Origin of the sequence: Gluconacetobacter azotocaptans (assembly GCF_014174355.1) — a bacterium.
In the GTDB taxonomy this organism is placed as follows: domain Bacteria; phylum Pseudomonadota; class Alphaproteobacteria; order Acetobacterales; family Acetobacteraceae; genus Gluconacetobacter; species Gluconacetobacter azotocaptans.
In genome coordinates this window covers 1-17,174 of the sequence record NZ_JABEQF010000023.1, presented here as the reverse complement: position 1 = coordinate 17,174, position 17,174 = coordinate 1, and the positions used below count along the sequence as shown (strand labels likewise).

The 17,174-nt window shown below is 69.8% G+C and carries 14 protein-coding genes; 7 read left to right on the top strand and 7 right to left on the bottom strand.

Annotation, left to right across the window (positions count from 1 at the left end; genetic code table 11):
- Nucleotides 1-38 precede the first annotated feature (38 nt).
- Nucleotides 39-1,076, top strand: coding sequence for a cysteine synthase A (locus HLH34_RS17945; protein ID WP_183120931.1), 1,038 nt, complete (start codon nucleotides 39-41; stop codon nucleotides 1,074-1,076).
- On the opposite strand, the gene HLH34_RS17940 is transcribed toward HLH34_RS17945, so the two are convergent.
- Nucleotides 1,018-2,355, bottom strand: coding sequence for an MFS transporter (locus HLH34_RS17940; protein ID WP_264784222.1), 1,338 nt, complete (start codon nucleotides 2,353-2,355; stop codon nucleotides 1,018-1,020). The two genes, HLH34_RS17945 and HLH34_RS17940, sit on opposite strands and share 59 nt — an antisense overlap.
- Nucleotides 2,356-2,419: 64 nt before the next feature.
- Entirely contained in the window at nucleotides 2,420-3,202 is a 783-nt protein-coding gene (locus tag HLH34_RS17935) for a PRC-barrel domain-containing protein (RefSeq protein WP_183120930.1), read from the bottom strand.
- Between the two features lie 163 nt (nucleotides 3,203-3,365).
- Here HLH34_RS17935 and HLH34_RS17930 point away from each other — a divergent pair, with 163 nt between their 5' ends.
- From HLH34_RS17930 to HLH34_RS17915, 4 genes are all read left to right on the top strand, one after another.
- A complete protein-coding gene (locus HLH34_RS17930; protein ID WP_183120929.1) occupies nucleotides 3,366-4,082 on the top strand; it encodes a response regulator in 717 nt (238 codons plus the stop codon).
- Nucleotides 4,066-5,577 carry an ATP-binding protein gene (locus HLH34_RS17925; RefSeq protein ID WP_183120928.1) on the top strand — a complete coding sequence of 504 codons (1,512 nt, stop codon included), beginning with the start codon at nucleotides 4,066-4,068 and terminating at the stop codon, nucleotides 5,575-5,577. The genes HLH34_RS17930 and HLH34_RS17925 overlap by 17 nt, the downstream gene beginning before the upstream one ends.
- A gap of 97 nt (nucleotides 5,578-5,674) precedes the next feature.
- On the top strand, nucleotides 5,675-6,253 hold the full coding sequence (locus HLH34_RS17920) for a YqaA family protein (RefSeq protein ID WP_183120927.1): 579 nt from the start codon (nucleotides 5,675-5,677) through the stop codon (nucleotides 6,251-6,253).
- A 131-nt stretch (nucleotides 6,254-6,384) separates the two neighbouring features.
- Entirely contained in the window at nucleotides 6,385-7,380 is a 996-nt protein-coding gene (locus tag HLH34_RS17915; RefSeq protein ID WP_183120926.1) for an SDR family oxidoreductase, read from the top strand.
- 61 nt (nucleotides 7,381-7,441) lie between these two features.
- Here HLH34_RS17915 and HLH34_RS17910 read toward each other — a convergent pair whose 3' ends face one another.
- The 3 genes from HLH34_RS17910 to HLH34_RS17900 all read right to left on the bottom strand — a co-directional run bounded on the left by HLH34_RS17910 (nucleotide 7,442) and on the right by HLH34_RS17900 (nucleotide 10,640).
- Complete coding sequence (locus HLH34_RS17910; RefSeq protein WP_183120925.1) at nucleotides 7,442-7,834, bottom strand: hypothetical protein; 393 nt, start codon at nucleotides 7,832-7,834, stop codon at nucleotides 7,442-7,444.
- A 62-nt stretch (nucleotides 7,835-7,896) separates the two neighbouring features.
- Entirely contained in the window at nucleotides 7,897-8,832 is a 936-nt protein-coding gene (locus HLH34_RS17905) for a 4-(cytidine 5'-diphospho)-2-C-methyl-D-erythritol kinase (protein ID WP_264784223.1), read from the bottom strand.
- An 8-nt stretch (nucleotides 8,833-8,840) separates the two neighbouring features.
- Entirely contained in the window at nucleotides 8,841-10,640 is a 1,800-nt protein-coding gene (locus tag HLH34_RS17900; RefSeq protein ID WP_183120924.1) for a tetratricopeptide repeat protein, read from the bottom strand.
- Nucleotides 10,641-10,743: 103 nt separating this feature from the next.
- Between HLH34_RS17900 and HLH34_RS17895 the strand changes: the two genes are divergently transcribed.
- Both HLH34_RS17895 and HLH34_RS17890 read left to right on the top strand, forming a co-directional pair.
- Entirely contained in the window at nucleotides 10,744-11,580 is an 837-nt protein-coding gene (locus HLH34_RS17895) for a uracil-DNA glycosylase (RefSeq protein ID WP_244960036.1), read from the top strand.
- Between the two features lie 205 nt (nucleotides 11,581-11,785).
- Nucleotides 11,786-13,753, top strand: coding sequence for a lytic transglycosylase domain-containing protein (locus HLH34_RS17890; protein ID WP_183120922.1), 1,968 nt, complete (start codon nucleotides 11,786-11,788; stop codon nucleotides 13,751-13,753).
- Nucleotides 13,754-13,982: 229 nt separating this feature from the next.
- On the opposite strand, the gene HLH34_RS17885 is transcribed toward HLH34_RS17890, so the two are convergent.
- Complete coding sequence (locus tag HLH34_RS17885; RefSeq protein WP_183120921.1) at nucleotides 13,983-15,272, bottom strand: hemolysin family protein; 1,290 nt, start codon at nucleotides 15,270-15,272, stop codon at nucleotides 13,983-13,985.
- A 149-nt stretch (nucleotides 15,273-15,421) separates the two neighbouring features.
- Nucleotides 15,422-16,609 (bottom strand): adenosyl-hopene transferase HpnH, encoded by a 1,188-nt coding sequence (gene hpnH / locus HLH34_RS17880; protein WP_183120920.1) that lies wholly within the window; start codon nucleotides 16,607-16,609, stop codon nucleotides 15,422-15,424.
- Between the last annotated feature and the right edge of the window lie 565 nt (nucleotides 16,610-17,174).

Sequence of the window (17,174 nt, the reverse complement as noted above, 5' to 3'; positions counted from 1 at the left end):
CCCGACCGCCACGCACGATCCAGAGAAGGTGCTGCCTTATGGCCGAAAGTGCAAATCCGTCCTCCGTCGGATGGACCACGTCCTCGTCCGACATGACCGCGGCGATCGGCCATACGCCGCTGATCCGCCTGCGGCGGGCGTCCGAAGCGACGGGGTGCGAAATCCTGGCCAAGGCCGAATTCATGAATCCGGGCGGGTCGGTCAAGGATCGCGCCGCGCTGGCGATCATCGACGACGCCGAACGGCGCGGCGTGCTGACGCCCGGCGGCGTTGTGGTGGAAGGCACGGCGGGCAATACCGGCATCGGCCTGACCCTGGTGGCCAACGCGCGGGGCTATCGCTCGGTCATCGTCATGCCCGAGACGCAGAGCCAGGAGAAGATCGATTTCCTGCGCATGATCGGCGCCGACCTGCGGCTGGTTCCCGCCAAGCCCTTCCGCGACCCCGGCAATTATGTCCACGTCTCGCGCCGGCTGGCCGAGGAGATCGGCGGCGTCTGGGCGAACCAGTTCGACAACCTGGCGAACCGCGAGGGACACCGGGCCGGCACGGGCCCCGAGATCTGGACGCAGACCGACGGCCGGATCGACGCCTTCACCTGCGCGTGCGGGACGGGCGGCACCCTGGCCGGTGTCGCGCTGGGGCTGGAGGATTGCGCCCGCGCCGCCGGCCGGGCCCGCCCGCACATCGTCCTGGCCGACCCCGAGGGGTCGGGCCTGTACGGCTGGGTGAAGGCCGACGACCTCAGCATCACGGGTTCGTCGATCACCGAGGGGATCGGGCAGTCGCGGGTGCCGGCCAATCTGGAAGGTGTCGCCATCGACGATGCCGAGCGGATCCCCGACCCCGAGGCCCTGGAGCTGATCTACGACCTGCTGATCCATGAAGGGCTGTCGATCGGCGGCTCGTCGGGCATCAACGTCGCCGCCGCCATCCGGGTGGCCCGGCGGATGGGGCCGGGGCACCGGATCGTCACCATCCTGTCGGACGGCGGCAGCCGGTATCAGTCCAAGCTGTTCAATCCGACGTTCCTGCGGGAACGGAGCCTGCCGGTTCCCGCCTGGCTTGATCGTTGAAGGACGGACGGGGCCGGGCGGCGCGCCGGAACAGCGACCACCGCGCCCCGTCCGGCCGCGACGTATCGCCCATCAGCAGCCAGACCAGGATCACGCAGACCAGCCCGGCCCCGGCCAGCATCAGGAAGGCCAGCGCCATCGACCGGTCGGCCACCGTCCCGGCCAGGGTGGTGGAAAAGCTGGCCCCCGCCCCCATGGCCAGGCCCAGGATGCCCATGCACAGGTTGAACCGCCCGCTGGCCCGGGTCAGGTCGGCGGCCACCAGCGGCATCATCACCCCGAACGACGCCGAACTCAGCCCGTCCAGCATCTGGATCGCCACGATCAGATAGGGGTTGCTGGTCGTCGCCAGCAGCGCCCCGCGCAGGGGCAGGGCGGCGAACGTCACCAGCATGACCGGCCGGCGGCCCACCGTTTCCGCCAGCCGGCCGATATGCGGCGACAGGGCCGCGCCGACCAGCTGCGGCAGCAGGATGCAGGCGGCGATCACGATCTCGGCCACGTTGCCGGCCTTCTGGGTCACCTGCCCGGCCGCCAGCGGCAGCATGCCGGCGTTGGACAGGTGGAAGAACGCCACGCATATCGCAAAGGCGAACAGGCGCCGGTCCCGCAGCAGGTCCCACATCCGTCCCTTCTCGTGCGGCGCCCGGTCGCCCTCGGCCATCGCCGCGGTATTCACCGACGCCGGGGGCTCGGACCGTTCGATCATCAGCAGCGCCAGCAGGCCCGGCACCGCCATTGCCGCCCCCAGGAAGAACGTCGCCTGGGCCGATACCCAATAGCCCACCGCCCCCATCAGCCCGGCGGCGATGGCGTTGCCCACGGCGGCGAAGCTGGCATTGCGGCCGAATCGCTCGCCCAGCAGGCCCGCCCCCGTGCCGCTCGACCGCATGACCTGCGTCGCCACCACCGACAGCGTAATGGCGCTGATCGCCGGGTTGAGCGTGCAGCTGGCCAGCCCATGCAGGATTTCGGCCACCGCCACCGGCAGTTGCTGGGGAAACATGGCCAGCAGCAGGCAGGAAAAGATCACCGCCAGGACCGACAGGAACGCCACGCGATGCTTGTCGCGCAGGCGATCGACCATGATGCCGGCGGGCACCTGGCTGACCATGGCGGTGATCGAACCGATACTGAGCGCGAAGCCGATCTGGCCCTGGGTCCAGTGCTGCCCGGTCAGATACACCGCGATGAACGAACCGAAGGCGGCCTGAAGGTTCGCGACGAAGAAGTTCAGCCAATCCAGCCCGCGCTGACTGTTCTGCGGCAGAGGCCTCACGTAGTACCACCCTGGGAGTCCCGGCGCGGAGCATTCGGCCCCGAAAGGGGCAAGCACGGCAGCATCATCGCACCATCTGCCCCGAGCGTGCGGCGGGCGGCCGCGTAGTGGACGACGTGCCGCCGCGGCTGGACGAATCGGGCAGCGCGGGCGGGGACGGCGGCATCGCCGCGGGCGGCGGGGGCAGCGGCATCTCGACCGGAACGGGCGGGACCTCGGGCTCGGGCGCCACGGGCGGCGGGGCGGGCGGCGGAGGCGGCGCGCCATGCACCACCGTCACGTCCATCGACGAGGCGTCATAGGCCGGCGCGGACCGGACCTCGGCCGCGCCGATCCGCAAGGTCACGGGGCTTTTCTCGGTCATGCCGGCCAGGTTGAACTGGTCCCACGCGATGGCGATGCGGCGGTTGCCCACGCCCAGGAAGCCGCCGACATCCACGACCACGGCGGCGGGATGCCCGTCGTGGTCCAGCAGCACGTCGATGGCCTGCCCGACATGGCTGCCGTCGGGCGCCACGACATCGCGGTCGATCAGGCTGCCCAGATGGCGGCTGGACACCGTCGTCTTGGCCGCAGGGCCGGCCTGCGGCGCGGGGGGCGCCATGGGCGTGGGCGGCCCGGCCAGTTCAGGTTCGTCGCCCGTCGGCATGTCGACCGCCGGATTGCCCGGTATCATGCTTCCGGCCCCCGGCAGGACGGTGGGGCCGGCCGGCTCCGCCGCATGGCCGATTCCGGGCAGCACCAGGAACGGCAGCAACACGAGGGGCAGCACGCCGCTCCAGGCGGCCGCCATGCGTACGGAACGGCCGGACTGGGACCCGGCCGGGGACAGAGAAGGATGTTCCATGTCCCATCCTGTGCACGAACCGGGCCGTCCTGTCACAGGCTTCGACACGCCGGCGCGTGTTTTTTTCGGCCCCCCGCGGCGACGCAAAGGGCAGCCGGGCGACCGATTGCAACCGAATGAAACACCTGATGTGACCCGGACGTTTTGACGGTAGGATGGGGTCATGGACCCCCTGCCGCATATCCTTGTCGTCGATGACGACCGTGAAATCCGTGACCTTCTGGCCCGTTTCCTGGAGCGCAACCAGTTCCGCGTAACCACCGCCCGCGACGGGCGCGAAACACGCAAGGCGTGGCTGGGCGGACATTACCAGATCGTGGTGCTGGACCTGATGCTGCCGGGGGAAAGCGGCCTGGAACTGGCGCGCTGGCTGCGGTCGCAGGCCAACGTGCCGATCATCATGCTGACCGCGATGGGCGAGGAGACCGACCGCATCATCGGCCTGGAACTGGGGGCCGACGATTACGTGCCCAAGCCGTTCAACCCGCGCGAACTGCTGGCGCGCATCCGCGCCGTGATGCGCCGCAGCGGGGATGGGGCGGACCCGCACTCCGGCGAGCAGCGCAACCTGCATTTTGCCGGCTGGACGCTGGAACCGACGCGGCGGCGGCTGCTGAACCCCGAGGGCACCGAGGTCCCGCTGACCGGCGGCGAATATGATCTGCTGATGGCCCTGCTGGACCGCGCGAACCGGGTGCTGACGCGCGACATGCTGTTCGACCTGCTGCGCGGGCGGCAGGCGGGGCCGTTCGACCGCGCGATCGACGTCGCGATCAGCAGACTGCGCCGCAAGCTGGAAGATAACGGCCGCAACGCCCAGTTGATCAAGACGGTACGCGGCGGCGGATACGTCCTGGCCTGCGATGTCGAACGGAACTGACGCCGTGCGGGCGTCGGCGGCAGGCGGCGCCCCCGACGCCCCCCGGGCGCCCGGGCACGGTCTGGCGCGCCGGATTGCCGCCAGGCTGCGGCCCCGGTCGCTGGCGGCGCGGACCAGCCTGCTGCTGATCGTCGGCCTGGGTATCATCGAGGCCATCGGCCTGACCATCCACGCGCTGGACCGGATCGATTTCGACCGCCGCATGGTCGAGCAGGAGGCCCAGAACCGCGTCGGCATGATCTACCGCTCGATCGTCGAGACGCCGCCCGCCGATCGCCAGAGCGAACTGGAGGCGCTGCACCTGCCGCCGAGTTTCCATGCCACCCTGACCCCGGGGCCGGACCCGGACATGGTCGACCACGCGGTGGGCGGCCCCCCCGGCCCGCCGGGCATGGACCGGATGGACCGGATGACGCGGATGGTGCTGATGCACCCGACGGACAATCTGCCGCCGTTGCCGCCGCATCTGCGCCCCCGCCACATCATGTTCCAGCCCGACCGCCATTCGCCTCGCCGCGCGGTGGCCTTCCTGCTGCCCGACGAGACACGATGGCTGACCATCCATTTCGTCCCCCCGCCGCCCAACCCGTTCCGTTCGCCGACCTTCCCGACGGCCTTCGTCCTGATGACGGTGGCCGGAAGTATTCTGATCGTCTGGGGCGTGCGGCGCCTGATCGCGCCTGTCGGCACCCTGGCCGCCGCCGCCGAGGCCCTGGGTCGCGATGTCAATGCCCCGCCGATGCCCGAGGACGGGCCGCTGGAAATCGCGCAGGCGGGGCGGGCCTTCAACACCATGGCCAGCCGCATCCGGCGGTTCCTGACCGATCGCACCCTGCTGCTGACGGCGATCGGGCATGATCTGCGCACCCCGATCACGCGGCTGAAGCTGCGCTCGGAATTCATCGACGACGACGAACTGCGGGGCAAGTTCCTGTCCGACCTGGACGAGCTGGAATCGATGGTTGCCGCGACCCTGTCCTTCGGCCGCGACACGTCGCGGCGCGAACCGATGGGACGGCTGGACCTGACGGCACTGCTGCAGACCGTCCTGGACGAAGCGGCGGAAACCCATCCCGACCTCGCCGACGCCATCGGCTTCGCCGAGGAGCCCCCCACCGTAACGATCCATGCGCGGCCCGTGGCGTTGAAGCGCGCGCTGAACAATCTGGTGCAGAACGCGATCAACTACGGCGGCGGGGTGCGCATCACCCTGCAACCGCCCCGCCCGGGGGGCACCAGCGGCACGGGGGCGGCGACGGACGAGGAAATCGTGACCATCCTGATCGAGGACGACGGCCCCGGCCTGCCGCCCGAGGATCTGGAACGGATGTTCGAACCCTTCGTCCGCGCCGAGAGCAGCCGCAACCGCGAAACCGGCGGAACCGGGCTGGGGCTGGCCATCACGCGCAACATTATCTGGGGGCTGGGCGGGGACATCCGCCTGGGCAACCGCACGCCACATGGCCTGCGCGCGACGATCACGCTGGTGTGTTGACCCGGCAGTTGCCGGTCGGGGCGGCGAATGACGTTGCGTGCGAGGCCGCTTTTCGCGCAGCCTCTGCTCCCCTGACCTCCGATCCGGTAGCCCCGCCATGCTCGACCGTCTCTATACCCGTGTCCTCAAACTGGCGGCCGGCCCCCGGGCGGGGCTGTGGCTGGCCATCATCGCCTTCGCCGAGGCCAGCGTCTTTCCCCTGCCGCCCGACGTGCTGCTGGTCCCCATGGTGCTGTCGCGCCGGGACCAGGCCTGGCGGCTGGCGGCCACCTGCACCCTGGCCAGCGTCTGCGGCGGGATACTGGGCTGGTATATCGGGGCGTTCCTGCTGCAGTACGCCGCGATGCCGATCGTGCATTTCTACCATGCCGAGGCCAGCCTCGCCGCCATGCAGGACCGGTTTCGCGAGTGGGGCGTCTGGATCATCCTCATCAAGGGCCTGACGCCGATTCCCTTCAAGATCGTCACCATCGCCAGCGGCGCCGCCCATTTCCCGATCCTGCCCTTCGTCGTGGCCTGCCTGATCACGCGGGGCGCGCGCTTCTTCCTGATCGCCGGCCTGCTGCGGCTCTATGGCGCGCCGATCCAGAGCTTCATCGAACGCCGCCTGACGCTGGTCGCCTCGGTCTTCGGCGTGACACTGGTCGGCGGCGTCCTGGCTCTCAAATATCTCTGAAGGCCCCGAATCGTCCCGGCGCGCCAAACACGCCGCCGCACCTTGCGAAGCGGCGGCTTCCGGCGCAAACACGGTCGGGTCACAGAGCATTTCGGGCGGCCGCCGCCCGAGTCATCGCGGAGCCTTCGCCAATGCCAAAACAGGTCGCCGTCGTTACCGGAGCCGGGGCCGGCATCGGCCGGGCCACCGCCCGGACGCTCGCCCGCGCCGGATGCGACGTCGCCCTGATCGGCCGTGACCGCGCGCGGCTGGACGACGCGGCGGCCGAACTGGCCGGCCTGCATATCCGCACGGCCGTCATCTGCGCCGACGTGGCCGACCCCGACGCCATCGAACGCGCGGCGGACGAGATCGAGGCGACCCTGGGCCCCATTACCCTGTGGGTGAATTGCGCGGGCGCCAGCGTGACCGGGCAACTGATCGCCCTGCCCGCCGACGAGATCCGCCGCGCGACCGAGGTTACCTATCTGGGCACCGTCTACGGCACGCAGACGGCGCTGGTCCGGATGCGACGCCGGGGCTACGGCACGGTGGTCAATCTCGACGCGCTGGCGCTGCCCCGTCCGCTGCGCTCGATCGAAAGCGGCGCCCGGGCGGCGATCCGCGCCTTCACCGAAAGCCTGCGGCCCGAGATCCTGCATGACGGCGACCGCATTCATGTCGCCCTGGTGCATCTGCCGGCCATCAACACGCCGCGCTTTTCGTGGACGCGCAACCATACGGGCAAACTGCTGCGCCCGTCGGGCCCGGTCTACGAACCCGAAATCGCGGCCGAGGCCATCAGCCGCGCCGCCTTCGGACGCCACCGCGACGTGTGGGTGGGGCTGTCGGGGATCGCCGGCTGGCTGGCGGGACTGTTCGCCCCGACGCTGCGGGACCGGCGGCTGTCGACCCACGCCTATAAGGCGCAACTGGAAAAGAATGCCGCCGAGGCCGACGCGCCGGACAGCCTGTTCGCACCGGTCCAGGGGGCCTATGCCGCCCATGGCCGGTTCGACATGATCAGCCGCAAGACCATGCCGCCGCTGGTGACGACGACGATCCGCACCGCGATCGGCGCCACTCTGCTGCTGGCCGGCGTTGGGGCAATCCTGTCCGCCCTGCGCCGCCGGGGCGTTGCGTCATAGACGCCCCCCGCCAAAGGCCAAAGACCCCGGGACGCCAGGCTTCAATGAAGCGAAGCTGATATCAGTTCGGCTTGCTGGCCGGATCGCGACGGGAGTGCACCATGCCCTGGTGGCGGGTCAGCGCCTGGACCACCCGGCGCGCATCCGCCGGGCACAGCGCCAGCCCCACCGGGCCATAGGCCGGATGCTGGAACGCGATCAGCGAGCCTTCGGTCAGCGCCTCGGGCTGCACCGCCCAGTTGGTGCGGAACACCGGCGTCACGGGCACGCCTTCGATCGGCGGCGGGGGATCGTGTTCGACCATCGCGGCCCGCACCACCCCCAGGCTGGCGATCAATTGCGTCATCTGGTCCAGCGAAAGCGCAATCGTCCCGTCCAGGCCGCTGCCGTCCAGGAAGGTCAGGGTCGCGGTGCGGCGATCGTCGGACAAGCCGACCTGCATTCGAGCACTCATGCGATTGGGCCTCTTCGTCCTCGTGCCACGGAGATCGGTGCACGGGGGTCAGGAGAACGATATCATACCGCCCGGCCGACCGTACCCCCTGTCTGTGCGCCACATTCCTCGCCGCGCAGGCCCCCGGCCCAGACCCACCAGCCGGGCCGTTCGACCGCGACCCGCGCATCGCGTGCCGCCTGCGCGCTGTCGAACAGGGCGAAGCAGGTCGCGCCAGAGCCGCTCATCCGCGCCAGCCGGCAGCCCGGCGCCGCCGCCAGCACCTGCAACACCGTGCGAATCGTGGGGCAGATGGCGCAGGCCGCGTCCTCCAGATCGTTCGTCAGGGCCGACAGGTCCCGCACCATGGCACCCACGTCCGCCCAGCCGGCCGGCAGAGCGGCGGCCGGGTGGAAGACCGGCGCGCGCGACCGGAAGACCGCCGGGGTCGGTACCGCCTCGCCGCAATTGACCAGCATCATGCCGCAGGCCGGCAAGTCCGGCGCGGCTTCCAGCACCTCGCCCACGCCCCCCATCCGGGCGGCGACCTGATCGACGCAAACCGGCACGTCCGCGCCCAGTTCCGCCGCCAGTTCCATCAGCCGCGCGCGGGACACGCGCACTTCGGGCCAGGCGCGCAACAGCAGGCGCAGCGCCGCCGCCGCGTCGGCCGACCCGCCCCCGATCCCCGAGGCGACCGGAAGCCTCTTGTCCAGAACGATCCGCAAGGGAGGCAGGCGCGCCGGCACGTCCGCATCGGCGGTGGCACGCAGCAGGCGGGCGGCCCGCAGGATCAGATTGCTGTCCGACTCGGCGACCAGCCCGGCGCCGAACGGCCCCGTGATCTCCAGCATCACCGATCCGGGGATGCCCTCGGCCGGGTGCACGGCCAGATGGTCCGCCGCCCCCGCGAAGACCGCCAGGCTGTCCAGCAGATGGTAGCCATCCGGACGCCGTCCCGTCACATGCAGATGCAGGTTGATTTTCGCATGGGCGGATTCATGCAGGATTGCGGTCACGACGAGGGTCAGTCCTTCTTCTGGCCGATCTGCTGACCGGGCGGCGGCTCTTCGTGGCCGGATCGGGCGGCATCGGCAAGGGCGGCACGGATCTTTTGCGCGTCCGACGCCTCGCCGGGCAGCAATTCGGCCATGTGCCACTGGCTGACCGCCTCGCGCGGGCGGCCCGACTGCCAGTATGCGACCCCCAGATGATAATTCACCGCCGGGTCCTCGGGCGTCTGCTCGGCCGCGCCTTCCAGAAGCCCCAGCCCGTCGGCGATGCGCCCCTGCCGCACCAGCGCCCAGCCCAGACTGTCGCGAATCGCCGCGTCGCCGGGCGCGATCGCCACCGCCCGGCGCAGCAGCGCCTCGGCCTTCGGCAAATCCTGGCTCCGCTCGACCAGAGAATAGCCCAGATAATTCAGTAGCATGGCCTCATTGGGGGCCAGGTCCAGCGCGCGCTGCAGATCGGCCTGGGCCTGCGGCCACCGGCCCGACCGGTCGTAGGCGACGGCGCGTTCAAACAGCAGCGTCCAGCCGTCCCCGGCCAGATGGCCCGAAACGGCGACGGCCCGGTCGAACGCGGCAATCGCGGCATTCCAGTCCTGCCGTCCGGAATACAGATTGCCCAGCATCTGCCAGATCTGCGGCTGATCGGGATATTCGCGCGCCAGGCGTGTCAGGATCTGCTGCGCGTCGGCCGAATGGTCGGTCGCGGCATCCAGACGCGCCTGCTGCAACCGGATGATGGTCGAAAGCGGGTCGTCGGGTGCCGCCTGGTCGATCGTGTCGCGGGCCAGGGCCGGCTGCCCGGCATCGGACTGCAAAGACGACAGCATCAGCCGCCCCTGTCCGAAACCGTGATCCAGCGCCAGCGCGAACCGCAGCAGCAGCATCTGGACGTCGCGCATCCCCTCCTCACGGACCGGCCGCCCCGACGGATCGGCCAGACGCGCCGCTTCCTGGCCGATCAGCGCGGACAGAAAGAAATAGGCCTGCGCCAACCCCTGTCGCGGTGTCGTGGCGGGCGGGCGGCCGAATGACGCGACGATGCCGTCGCGCGCCAGGGACAGGCCCGGCAGGGCGTCGATCAGCCTGTCGGCCAACCGGACGGCCTCGTCCCGGCGCCCCTGCCCCACCAGCCAGTGGCCCAGGGCGCGGGTCGTGAACACATCATGCCCCGGCGACAGGGCCAGGGCGGTGCGATAAAGCGCGTCGGCACGCTGCCGCTGCCCCGCTGCCTCGGCGATCAGCGCGGCATGGATCGCGTAATAGCCACCCAGGCCGCCCTCCCCGGTCGCATGCGCGCCGGTCCAGGGGGCCAGGACGGACAGCGCCGCGTCGACCTGCCCATCGCCCGCCAGGCTCCAGGCCTCGAGCAACGGCCGCAACATGGCCAGCATCGCATCCTGCGGCGCGCGCCCGTAATGGGCCTTTGCCTCGGCCCACCGGCCGGCCAGGACCGCATCGTCGCCCATCACCAGTTCGGCCATGGCCTGCCCCGGCAACTGGGCGGCCAGTTGGCTGGCCGTGCCGTCGCCGGCCAGGGCACTGTAGAGGAAAGCCTGGCGCAGCAGGTTCGGGCGCGACGGGTCGAGCCGCGCGGCGTCACCGAAGGCCTGCCCGGCGGTGCGGTTATCGCCTTCCAGGGCCGCGACGGTCGCGACCAGCACGGCCCCCGCCAGACCCGGGGGCTGCGCCCCCCCCGCGTGCACGGCGTCGGTCGGGGCGAACGGCGCCGCCTGGGCCCTGCCGTGCGGCAGGCACGCGGCCATTGAAACGGTGACGGCAAGCACGGACGTGCACACGACGCGGAAACACTGCATGATGGCGAACCCTACCCCGCGTCGGGTAAACTGCCAAACCCTGCCGGTGGATCCCACGCCCCGCCGGCCGTACTCGTTTTTAGGACAAGGCCGCACCGACCGGATGATGGATGCCCTCGCCCTGCTGCGCCTTTACGTGGACTGGGGGGCGGATGCCGCGCTGGACGACGATCCCACCGATCGCCTGGCCGCCGCCCCGCCGCCGCCGGCGCGCCCTCTCTCCCCGCCCCGGGACGCGGCCCCGCCCACGCGCCAGGCTTCCCCCGCCCGGGCCGCCCCACCTGGCGGGCCGACGGGGCCGGAGGACGGCCTGACGCTGATCGACCGCGCGGTCCTGCGCGCCCGCCAGGCGGCCGAGGCCGCATCGTCGATCGCCGACCTGCACGCCGCCATGACCGCGTTCGATGGCTGCGCCCTGCGCGAGACCGCCACCCATACCATCGCGCCCGCGGGCCGGGCCGGGTCCGGCCTGATGCTGATCGGCGAGCCACCCGACGCGACCGAAGACCGGGGCGGCACTCCCTTCGCCGGGCCGACGGGACAAATGCTGGACCGCATGCTGGCCAGCATCGGGCTGCGGCGCGACGACCTGCTGCTGGCCCCGGTCATTCCGTGGCGCCCCCCTGGCGAGCGCCCACCCTCGCCCGCCGAACTGCGAATCTGCGAACCGTTTCTGCATCGCCTGATCGCGCTGGCCGCGCCGCGGCGGGTGATCCTGATGGGCAACATGCCGGCCCGCCTGCTGACCGGCGAACAGGGCGGAATCGCCCGGCTGCGGGGCCGTTGGCGCGACATCACCCTCCCCGGCCGATCCTCGCCCCTGCCCGTCCTGCCGATGCGCCATCCCTCGCAATTGGGGGCCAGCCCCGCCGCCCGGCGCGACGCGTGGAAAGACCTTTTGTTGCTGCGCACAACATTGGATGCGGACGCGGATACATAAATGAAACAGTAAGATGCGAACATGGCGCGAACCGTGTTCAAACTGTGGCCATACCATCACAACACACGATTTATTCACCCGGCGGAACCGATACGGATAAGCCCCTTTTTACCGCCGTTTACCCAACTGTTCTGCGTGCGTATTTCCAGGCGCGCGATCATAAGGGTTGCGTTTCCCCCGATAACCCCTTAGACGCCCCCCGACCATGCGAGGGACAACACATACCCCCCCCCAGTTCGCGGTTCGGGCCTTCCTGGCCGGCGCCGCATTTCTGGCAGGCGCAGCGATGGTTCCGCTGCGTAGCCAGAGCGCCAACGCCCAGCCCCCCGACGGAAGCCCGTCCGGTCCGGGCGAGCGGAACGAGGAAACGGCCCTGGCCATGCCACGGATCGCCCCCCAGGGCGGCGGGGCGGTCGGGCTGGCCCAACCGCTGCCCCCCGATGTCGCACGCCGCGTTCGCCGGATCTTCGGCCTGCAACGTGCCGGGGCGTTCGACGCCGCGATCCGCGAGACCGCATCGCTGCCCGACGATACCCTGCTGGCCGATATCCTGGCCGACCGCTACCTGAACCCCGCCTACCATCCGACGCAGGGCCAGTTGCGCCTGTGGCTGCGGACATTTTCCACCCTGGCCGACGCCCCGGCGATCCATGCGTTGCTGGCCGGCCTGTCGCCGCGCGGCAGCGTTCCGCCCCCCCCGGCCCCGATGGCCCTGGCCGCCGGCGCCGAGGCGGCGCCCAGCCGCGCGCCCGAGGAAGACGACCCGGCCAGCCGCGCCTTCATCCGCAACGCCCTGCTGGACCGCACGGTCCACGAGCGCGCCGTACAAGGGCTGAAAGGCGCGCGCAGCGCCCTGCACCTGATCAAGATCACCCCGGGCATGAGCGACCTGTATGCGGCGCAGCTGCGCGCCGAGGTCGCCATGGCGATGTTCAGCGCGGGCGAAACCGCCTTCGCCCTGCGCACCGGGCAGGACGCCTTCACCCAGTCCGCCGGCCGGATCGGCCTGGCGGGATATGTCGCCGGCCTCGCGGCCTGGCGGCGGGGGCGGCCCGACATCGCCGAATCGCTGTTCGAGGCCGCGTCGCGCGCCGAACTGACTCCGGCCAGCATCCGTGCCGGCGCCGCCTTCTGGGCCGCGCGGGCGCACCGCGACACCGGCGACATCGCGGCCTTCCGGCCGTGGCTGCACCGTGCCGCAGCCGCGCCCCACACGTTCTACGGCCTGTTGGCGGCCCAGATGCTGGGCCAGCGTCCCCGGCCCGCCGCCACCGAGGGCCACCTGCCCGACGGCGCGACGCTGGCCGCCGACCGGACGCTGCTGGTGGCCGGCGCGCCGGTGTTGAGCGAAATCGACGTCGAAGCCGTGGCCGCCACGCCGGCGGGCCGCAGGGCCTTCGCCCTGCTGCAGGTCGGCGAAACCGGACGGGCGGAGGCTGCCCTGCGCCGCCTGTGGCCCGACGTGCAAGGGGACGCGGCGCTGTGCCGTTCGATCCAGCTCGTGGCCGACGCCGCCGGGCTGAAGGGCCTGTCCGACCAGTTGTCGGCCCTGCTGCTGGCGCGCGGCGCAACTCCGCCGACCACGCAGGCCCGCTTCCCCACGCCCCGTCTTGCCCCCAGCCACGGCTTCAGGATCGATCCGGCGCTGGTCTATGCGCTGACGCGGCTGGAATCGAATTTCGACAGCGGCGCGGTCTCCGGGGCCGGCGCCCACGGGCTGTTGCAGATCATGCCGGTGACCGCCGGATTCGTGACCGGACGCGCACGACAATATGCAGCCGCCCCGGCGCTGCTGCATGACCCGGCCCTGAACCTGGAAATCGGGCAGCTCTACGTCCTCTACCTGGCGCACCTGACCGAACAGCACGCTGCCGGCCGGCGGGCGCCGGGTGGCGACATGATCCGCATGCTGGCCAGCTACAATGCCGGGCCGTCGGCCATCTCGCGCCAGGATGCCCTGAACGATTGCGGCGACGACCCGCTGCTGTTCATCGAGAGCCTGCCCAACCCGGAAACGCGGGACTACGTCCACCGCGCCTTCACCTTTCTGTGGATCTATGCCGACCGGCTGGGCCTGCCCACCCCGTCGCTGGACACCCTGGCCCACGGCGAATGGCCGGCCTTCGCCGCCGAACGCGACCTGGCCGGACATCATTTCCACACCCTGCACTGATCCCTCCGGTCGACGGCCGGGGGCCACCGGCTTCAGTGGCGCGCGGAGCCCCCCCTGAAGCCGCCTAAAATCCGGCTGGAGACGCTGTTTGCCGAGCGAGAGCGCCGCAACGCGGCGCGCCCGGCGTGTTTTTCCGAGCATCGAAGCGGAGCGGCCTTGTGGGCCGTGAGCATCGACGCGCAGGAAAAGCGCGTCGGATCGCCGGCAAACAGCGTCTCCAGCCGGATTTTCAGTTTTCGGCCAGGATTTGGCGACTGGCCCGCACCTTCACCACCCGACGCTGTTCGGTTTCCATGACCTCGAACAGCCAGCCCGAGAACACGACCTTGTCGCCCGCCGCCGGCACCCGGCGCAGCAGGGCCAGGATCAGCCCGCCCAGTGTGTGGTAGCTGCCTTCCTGCGGCAGGTCCGCCAGACCCAGGCGGTCCTTGACCTCGTCGGCGGGCATGAAACCGTCCAGGATCAGCACGTCCTCCTGCATCAGCAGTCGCTTGGGCGTGCTGCCGGGTTCGTGATGTTCGCCCACGATGGCGGCGAACAGGTCCGATGCGGTGACGATCCCCTCGAACGACCCGTACTCGTCCAGCACCAGCGCGATACCCATGGAAACCGACCGCATCCGTTCGACCATGTCGAAGGCCGAGATCGTATCCGGCACCACCACCGGCTTGCGCAGGCCCGATTCGATCGAGACCGGCTTGCCGTCCAGCATGCGGTCCAGCATGTCCTTGGCCAGAATGACGCCGACCGGATTGTCGACCCCGCCGTCGCACACCACGATGCGCGTGTGGGCCGTGGTGCGCAGTATGCGGCGCAGTTCCTCGCGGCTGGCCCGCCGCTCGATCCAGAACAGTTCGTTGCGCGGGGTCATGATGGCGCGCACCGGCCGGTCGGCCAGCCGCAGCAGGCGCTCGATCATGTTGCGCTCCTCCTGCTCCAGCACGCCGGACTGCGCGCCCTCGGCGATATAGGCCTTCAGCTCTTCCTCGGTCAGGGCCTCGCGCGTCATCGCGCCCACGCCCATCAGCCGCAGGACCAGCCCCGAGGAGTGGCCCAGCAGCCAGACCACCGGGCGGGTCAGCAGGGCCAGCCCCTCCAGCGGCAGGGACAGACGCGCCGCGATGGTTTCAGGATGGCGCAGCGCGAGCTGCTTGGGCACCAGTTCGCCCAGCACCAGCATCAGCGAAGTGATCGCCACGACCACCACCGCCATCGACAGCTCGGCGGCGAACGGGCGCAGCAGGACGAAACGGGCCAGCCACGGCGTCAGGTACGCCTCGATCCGGGTGCCGCCGAACGTGCCTTCCAGGATCGACACCAAGGTGATGCCGACCTGCACCGTGGGCAGGAAGCTCTGCGGATCTCCGGCCAGGCGCAACGCCCGCTCGGCGCCCTTGACCCCCTTGCGCTGCAGTACCGCCAGGCGCGCGGGCCGCGCCGAGATCAGCGCCAGTTCCCCCATGGCGAACACGCCATTGAGGATGACAAGAAAGAGAATGACGAGAAACGGCACGATCATGATGGCCGCGATCCTAGATCAACGCGCCCCCGGCGCAAATCCACCCGGAAGGAATGCCCCAGGACGAATCCCAGGATGGAGGCAGACATGAAAATGGCGGGAACTAGGTCCCGCCATTCCATCAGTCATCCGTCCTTGCGGGCCGGTCTTCAGTCCGCGGCATCCGCGGCCTCGACCGCCGGGGCGGCATCGACGACCGTGACGCGGGGCGGCTTGGCCGGCTTCTTGGCGGCCGCGAGTTCGGCCATGCGCGCATCGACATGCTGGGTGAAGACGTATTCGGCCGGACGCTGGTTGGCCAGCGAGATCTCGGGCGCCATCGGCTTCTCGGTCTCCGGCCCGAACAGGGCGACCTTGGCGATGTGCCACGGACGGCGCACCGCATCCATCACCGCCGTCGATTCGTACCCGGAATGGACCATGCAGTCGGCGCATTTTTCATAGTTGCCGGTGCCGTAATCATCCCACTTCGTGTCTTCCATCAGCTCGTTGAAGGTCTTGGCATACCCTTCGCCGAGCAGGTAGCACGGACGCTGCCACCCGAAGACGTTGCGCAGAGGCTTGCCCCACGGCGTGCAATGATATTGCTCGTTCCCCGCAAGGAAGTTCAGGAACAGCGGCGATTGCGTGAAGCGCCATTTCTTGCCCTTGCCCAGACGGAAGACGTCGCGGAACAGCTGCTTGGTCTTCTGGCGGTTCAGGAAGTGTGCCTGGTCGGGCGCGCGCTCGTAGGCATAGCCCGGCGCGGTCATGATGCCGTCCACGCCCATGGCCATGACCTCGTCGAAGAAGGCAGCGAGGCGCTTGGGGTCGGTACCGTCGAACACCGTGCAGTTGATCGACAGGCGAAAGCCGCGGGCCTTGGCCTTCTTGATCGCGGCCACGGCGCGTTCGTACACGCCATCCTGGCAGACCGAGGCATCGTGCATGTCCTGGTCGCCGTCCAGATGCACGTCCCACGAGAAGAAGGGCGAGGGTTCGTAATCGTCCATCTTCTTTTCCAGAAGAAGGGCGTTCGTGCAGAGATAGACGTACTTCTTGCGCGCGATCAGGCCCCGGACGATCTCCGGCATTTCCTTGTGCAGCAGGGGCTCGCCCCCCGCGACGGCGATGACGGGGGCGCCGGCCTCGGTATCCGCGTCGAGGCATTCCTGCACGCTCATGCGCTGGTTCAGGATCTGCGCCGGATAATCGATCTTGCCGCATCCCGCGCAGGCCAAGTTACACCTGAACAACGGTTCGAGCATCAGCACAAGCGGGTAACGCTTCCGGCCTGTCACGTGCTGCTTCACGACGTAAGCACCAACCCTGACAGCCTGCATAATAGGAACGGCCATGAAACCTCTGCTCCTGCGCCGGCGCGATCGCCGGCCTTCTTCAAATCAAGTGGCCCTATTATGGACACGCCCGTACGGCAGTTAACAACCCCGGCGGCCCCAAGCCGTGCGCGAAAGACATATCGAGGTTGCGGACATGTTACGCCACGCGATCCCGTTCCGGGGGGTATAGGACAACTCGGGTCTTATACTCAATTCCCATCGCGTGCACTGTGCCCTAATCACCACACCTGTCAGGGAGAGTCTGTCTTTGCTTCCGCCGCGGGAGTAAATCCTGAACTGTAACAGACCCAGGGGCGTTACGAGTGTCCGGCTCGGGAAACGTCACATACAAACCGGACCAGGATGCGCCCGCCCCCGGGCGATATCCCGGCAAACCACAATGGACGTCGTCGTCATGGATCAACCGAACCCTACCCTCCCCACCGGCCCCACCGGCGTCGTGACCGGTCGTACCGAGCAGAAGTCAGAGGGGCAGCAGCAGGCGGGAACGGTTCCGACGCACGGTCGTTTTCCGCTGCTGGACCGGGTATCGTGCCCGGCGGACCTGCGGAACCTGTCGGTG

Coding starts and splice junctions, on each gene's coding strand:
- hpnH (WP_183120920.1), bottom strand. CDS start 16,609: ATGGCCGTTCCTATTATGCAGGCTGTCAGGGTTGGTGCTTACGTCGTG.
- HLH34_RS17920 (WP_183120927.1), top strand. CDS start 5,675: ATGCTCGACCGTCTCTATACCCGTGTCCTCAAACTGGCGGCCGGCCCC.
- HLH34_RS17930 (WP_183120929.1), top strand. CDS start 3,366: ATGGACCCCCTGCCGCATATCCTTGTCGTCGATGACGACCGTGAAATC.
- HLH34_RS17925 (WP_183120928.1), top strand. CDS start 4,066: ATGTCGAACGGAACTGACGCCGTGCGGGCGTCGGCGGCAGGCGGCGCC.
- HLH34_RS17915 (WP_183120926.1), top strand. CDS start 6,385: ATGCCAAAACAGGTCGCCGTCGTTACCGGAGCCGGGGCCGGCATCGGC.
- HLH34_RS17910 (WP_183120925.1), bottom strand. CDS start 7,834: ATGAGTGCTCGAATGCAGGTCGGCTTGTCCGACGATCGCCGCACCGCG.
- HLH34_RS17935 (WP_183120930.1), bottom strand. CDS start 3,202: ATGGAACATCCTTCTCTGTCCCCGGCCGGGTCCCAGTCCGGCCGTTCC.
- HLH34_RS17890 (WP_183120922.1), top strand. CDS start 11,786: ATGCGAGGGACAACACATACCCCCCCCCAGTTCGCGGTTCGGGCCTTC.
- HLH34_RS17900 (WP_183120924.1), bottom strand. CDS start 10,640: ATGCAGTGTTTCCGCGTCGTGTGCACGTCCGTGCTTGCCGTCACCGTT.
- HLH34_RS17885 (WP_183120921.1), bottom strand. CDS start 15,272: ATGATCGTGCCGTTTCTCGTCATTCTCTTTCTTGTCATCCTCAATGGC.
- HLH34_RS17945 (WP_183120931.1), top strand. CDS start 39: ATGGCCGAAAGTGCAAATCCGTCCTCCGTCGGATGGACCACGTCCTCG.
- HLH34_RS17895 (WP_244960036.1), top strand. CDS start 10,744: ATGATGGATGCCCTCGCCCTGCTGCGCCTTTACGTGGACTGGGGGGCG.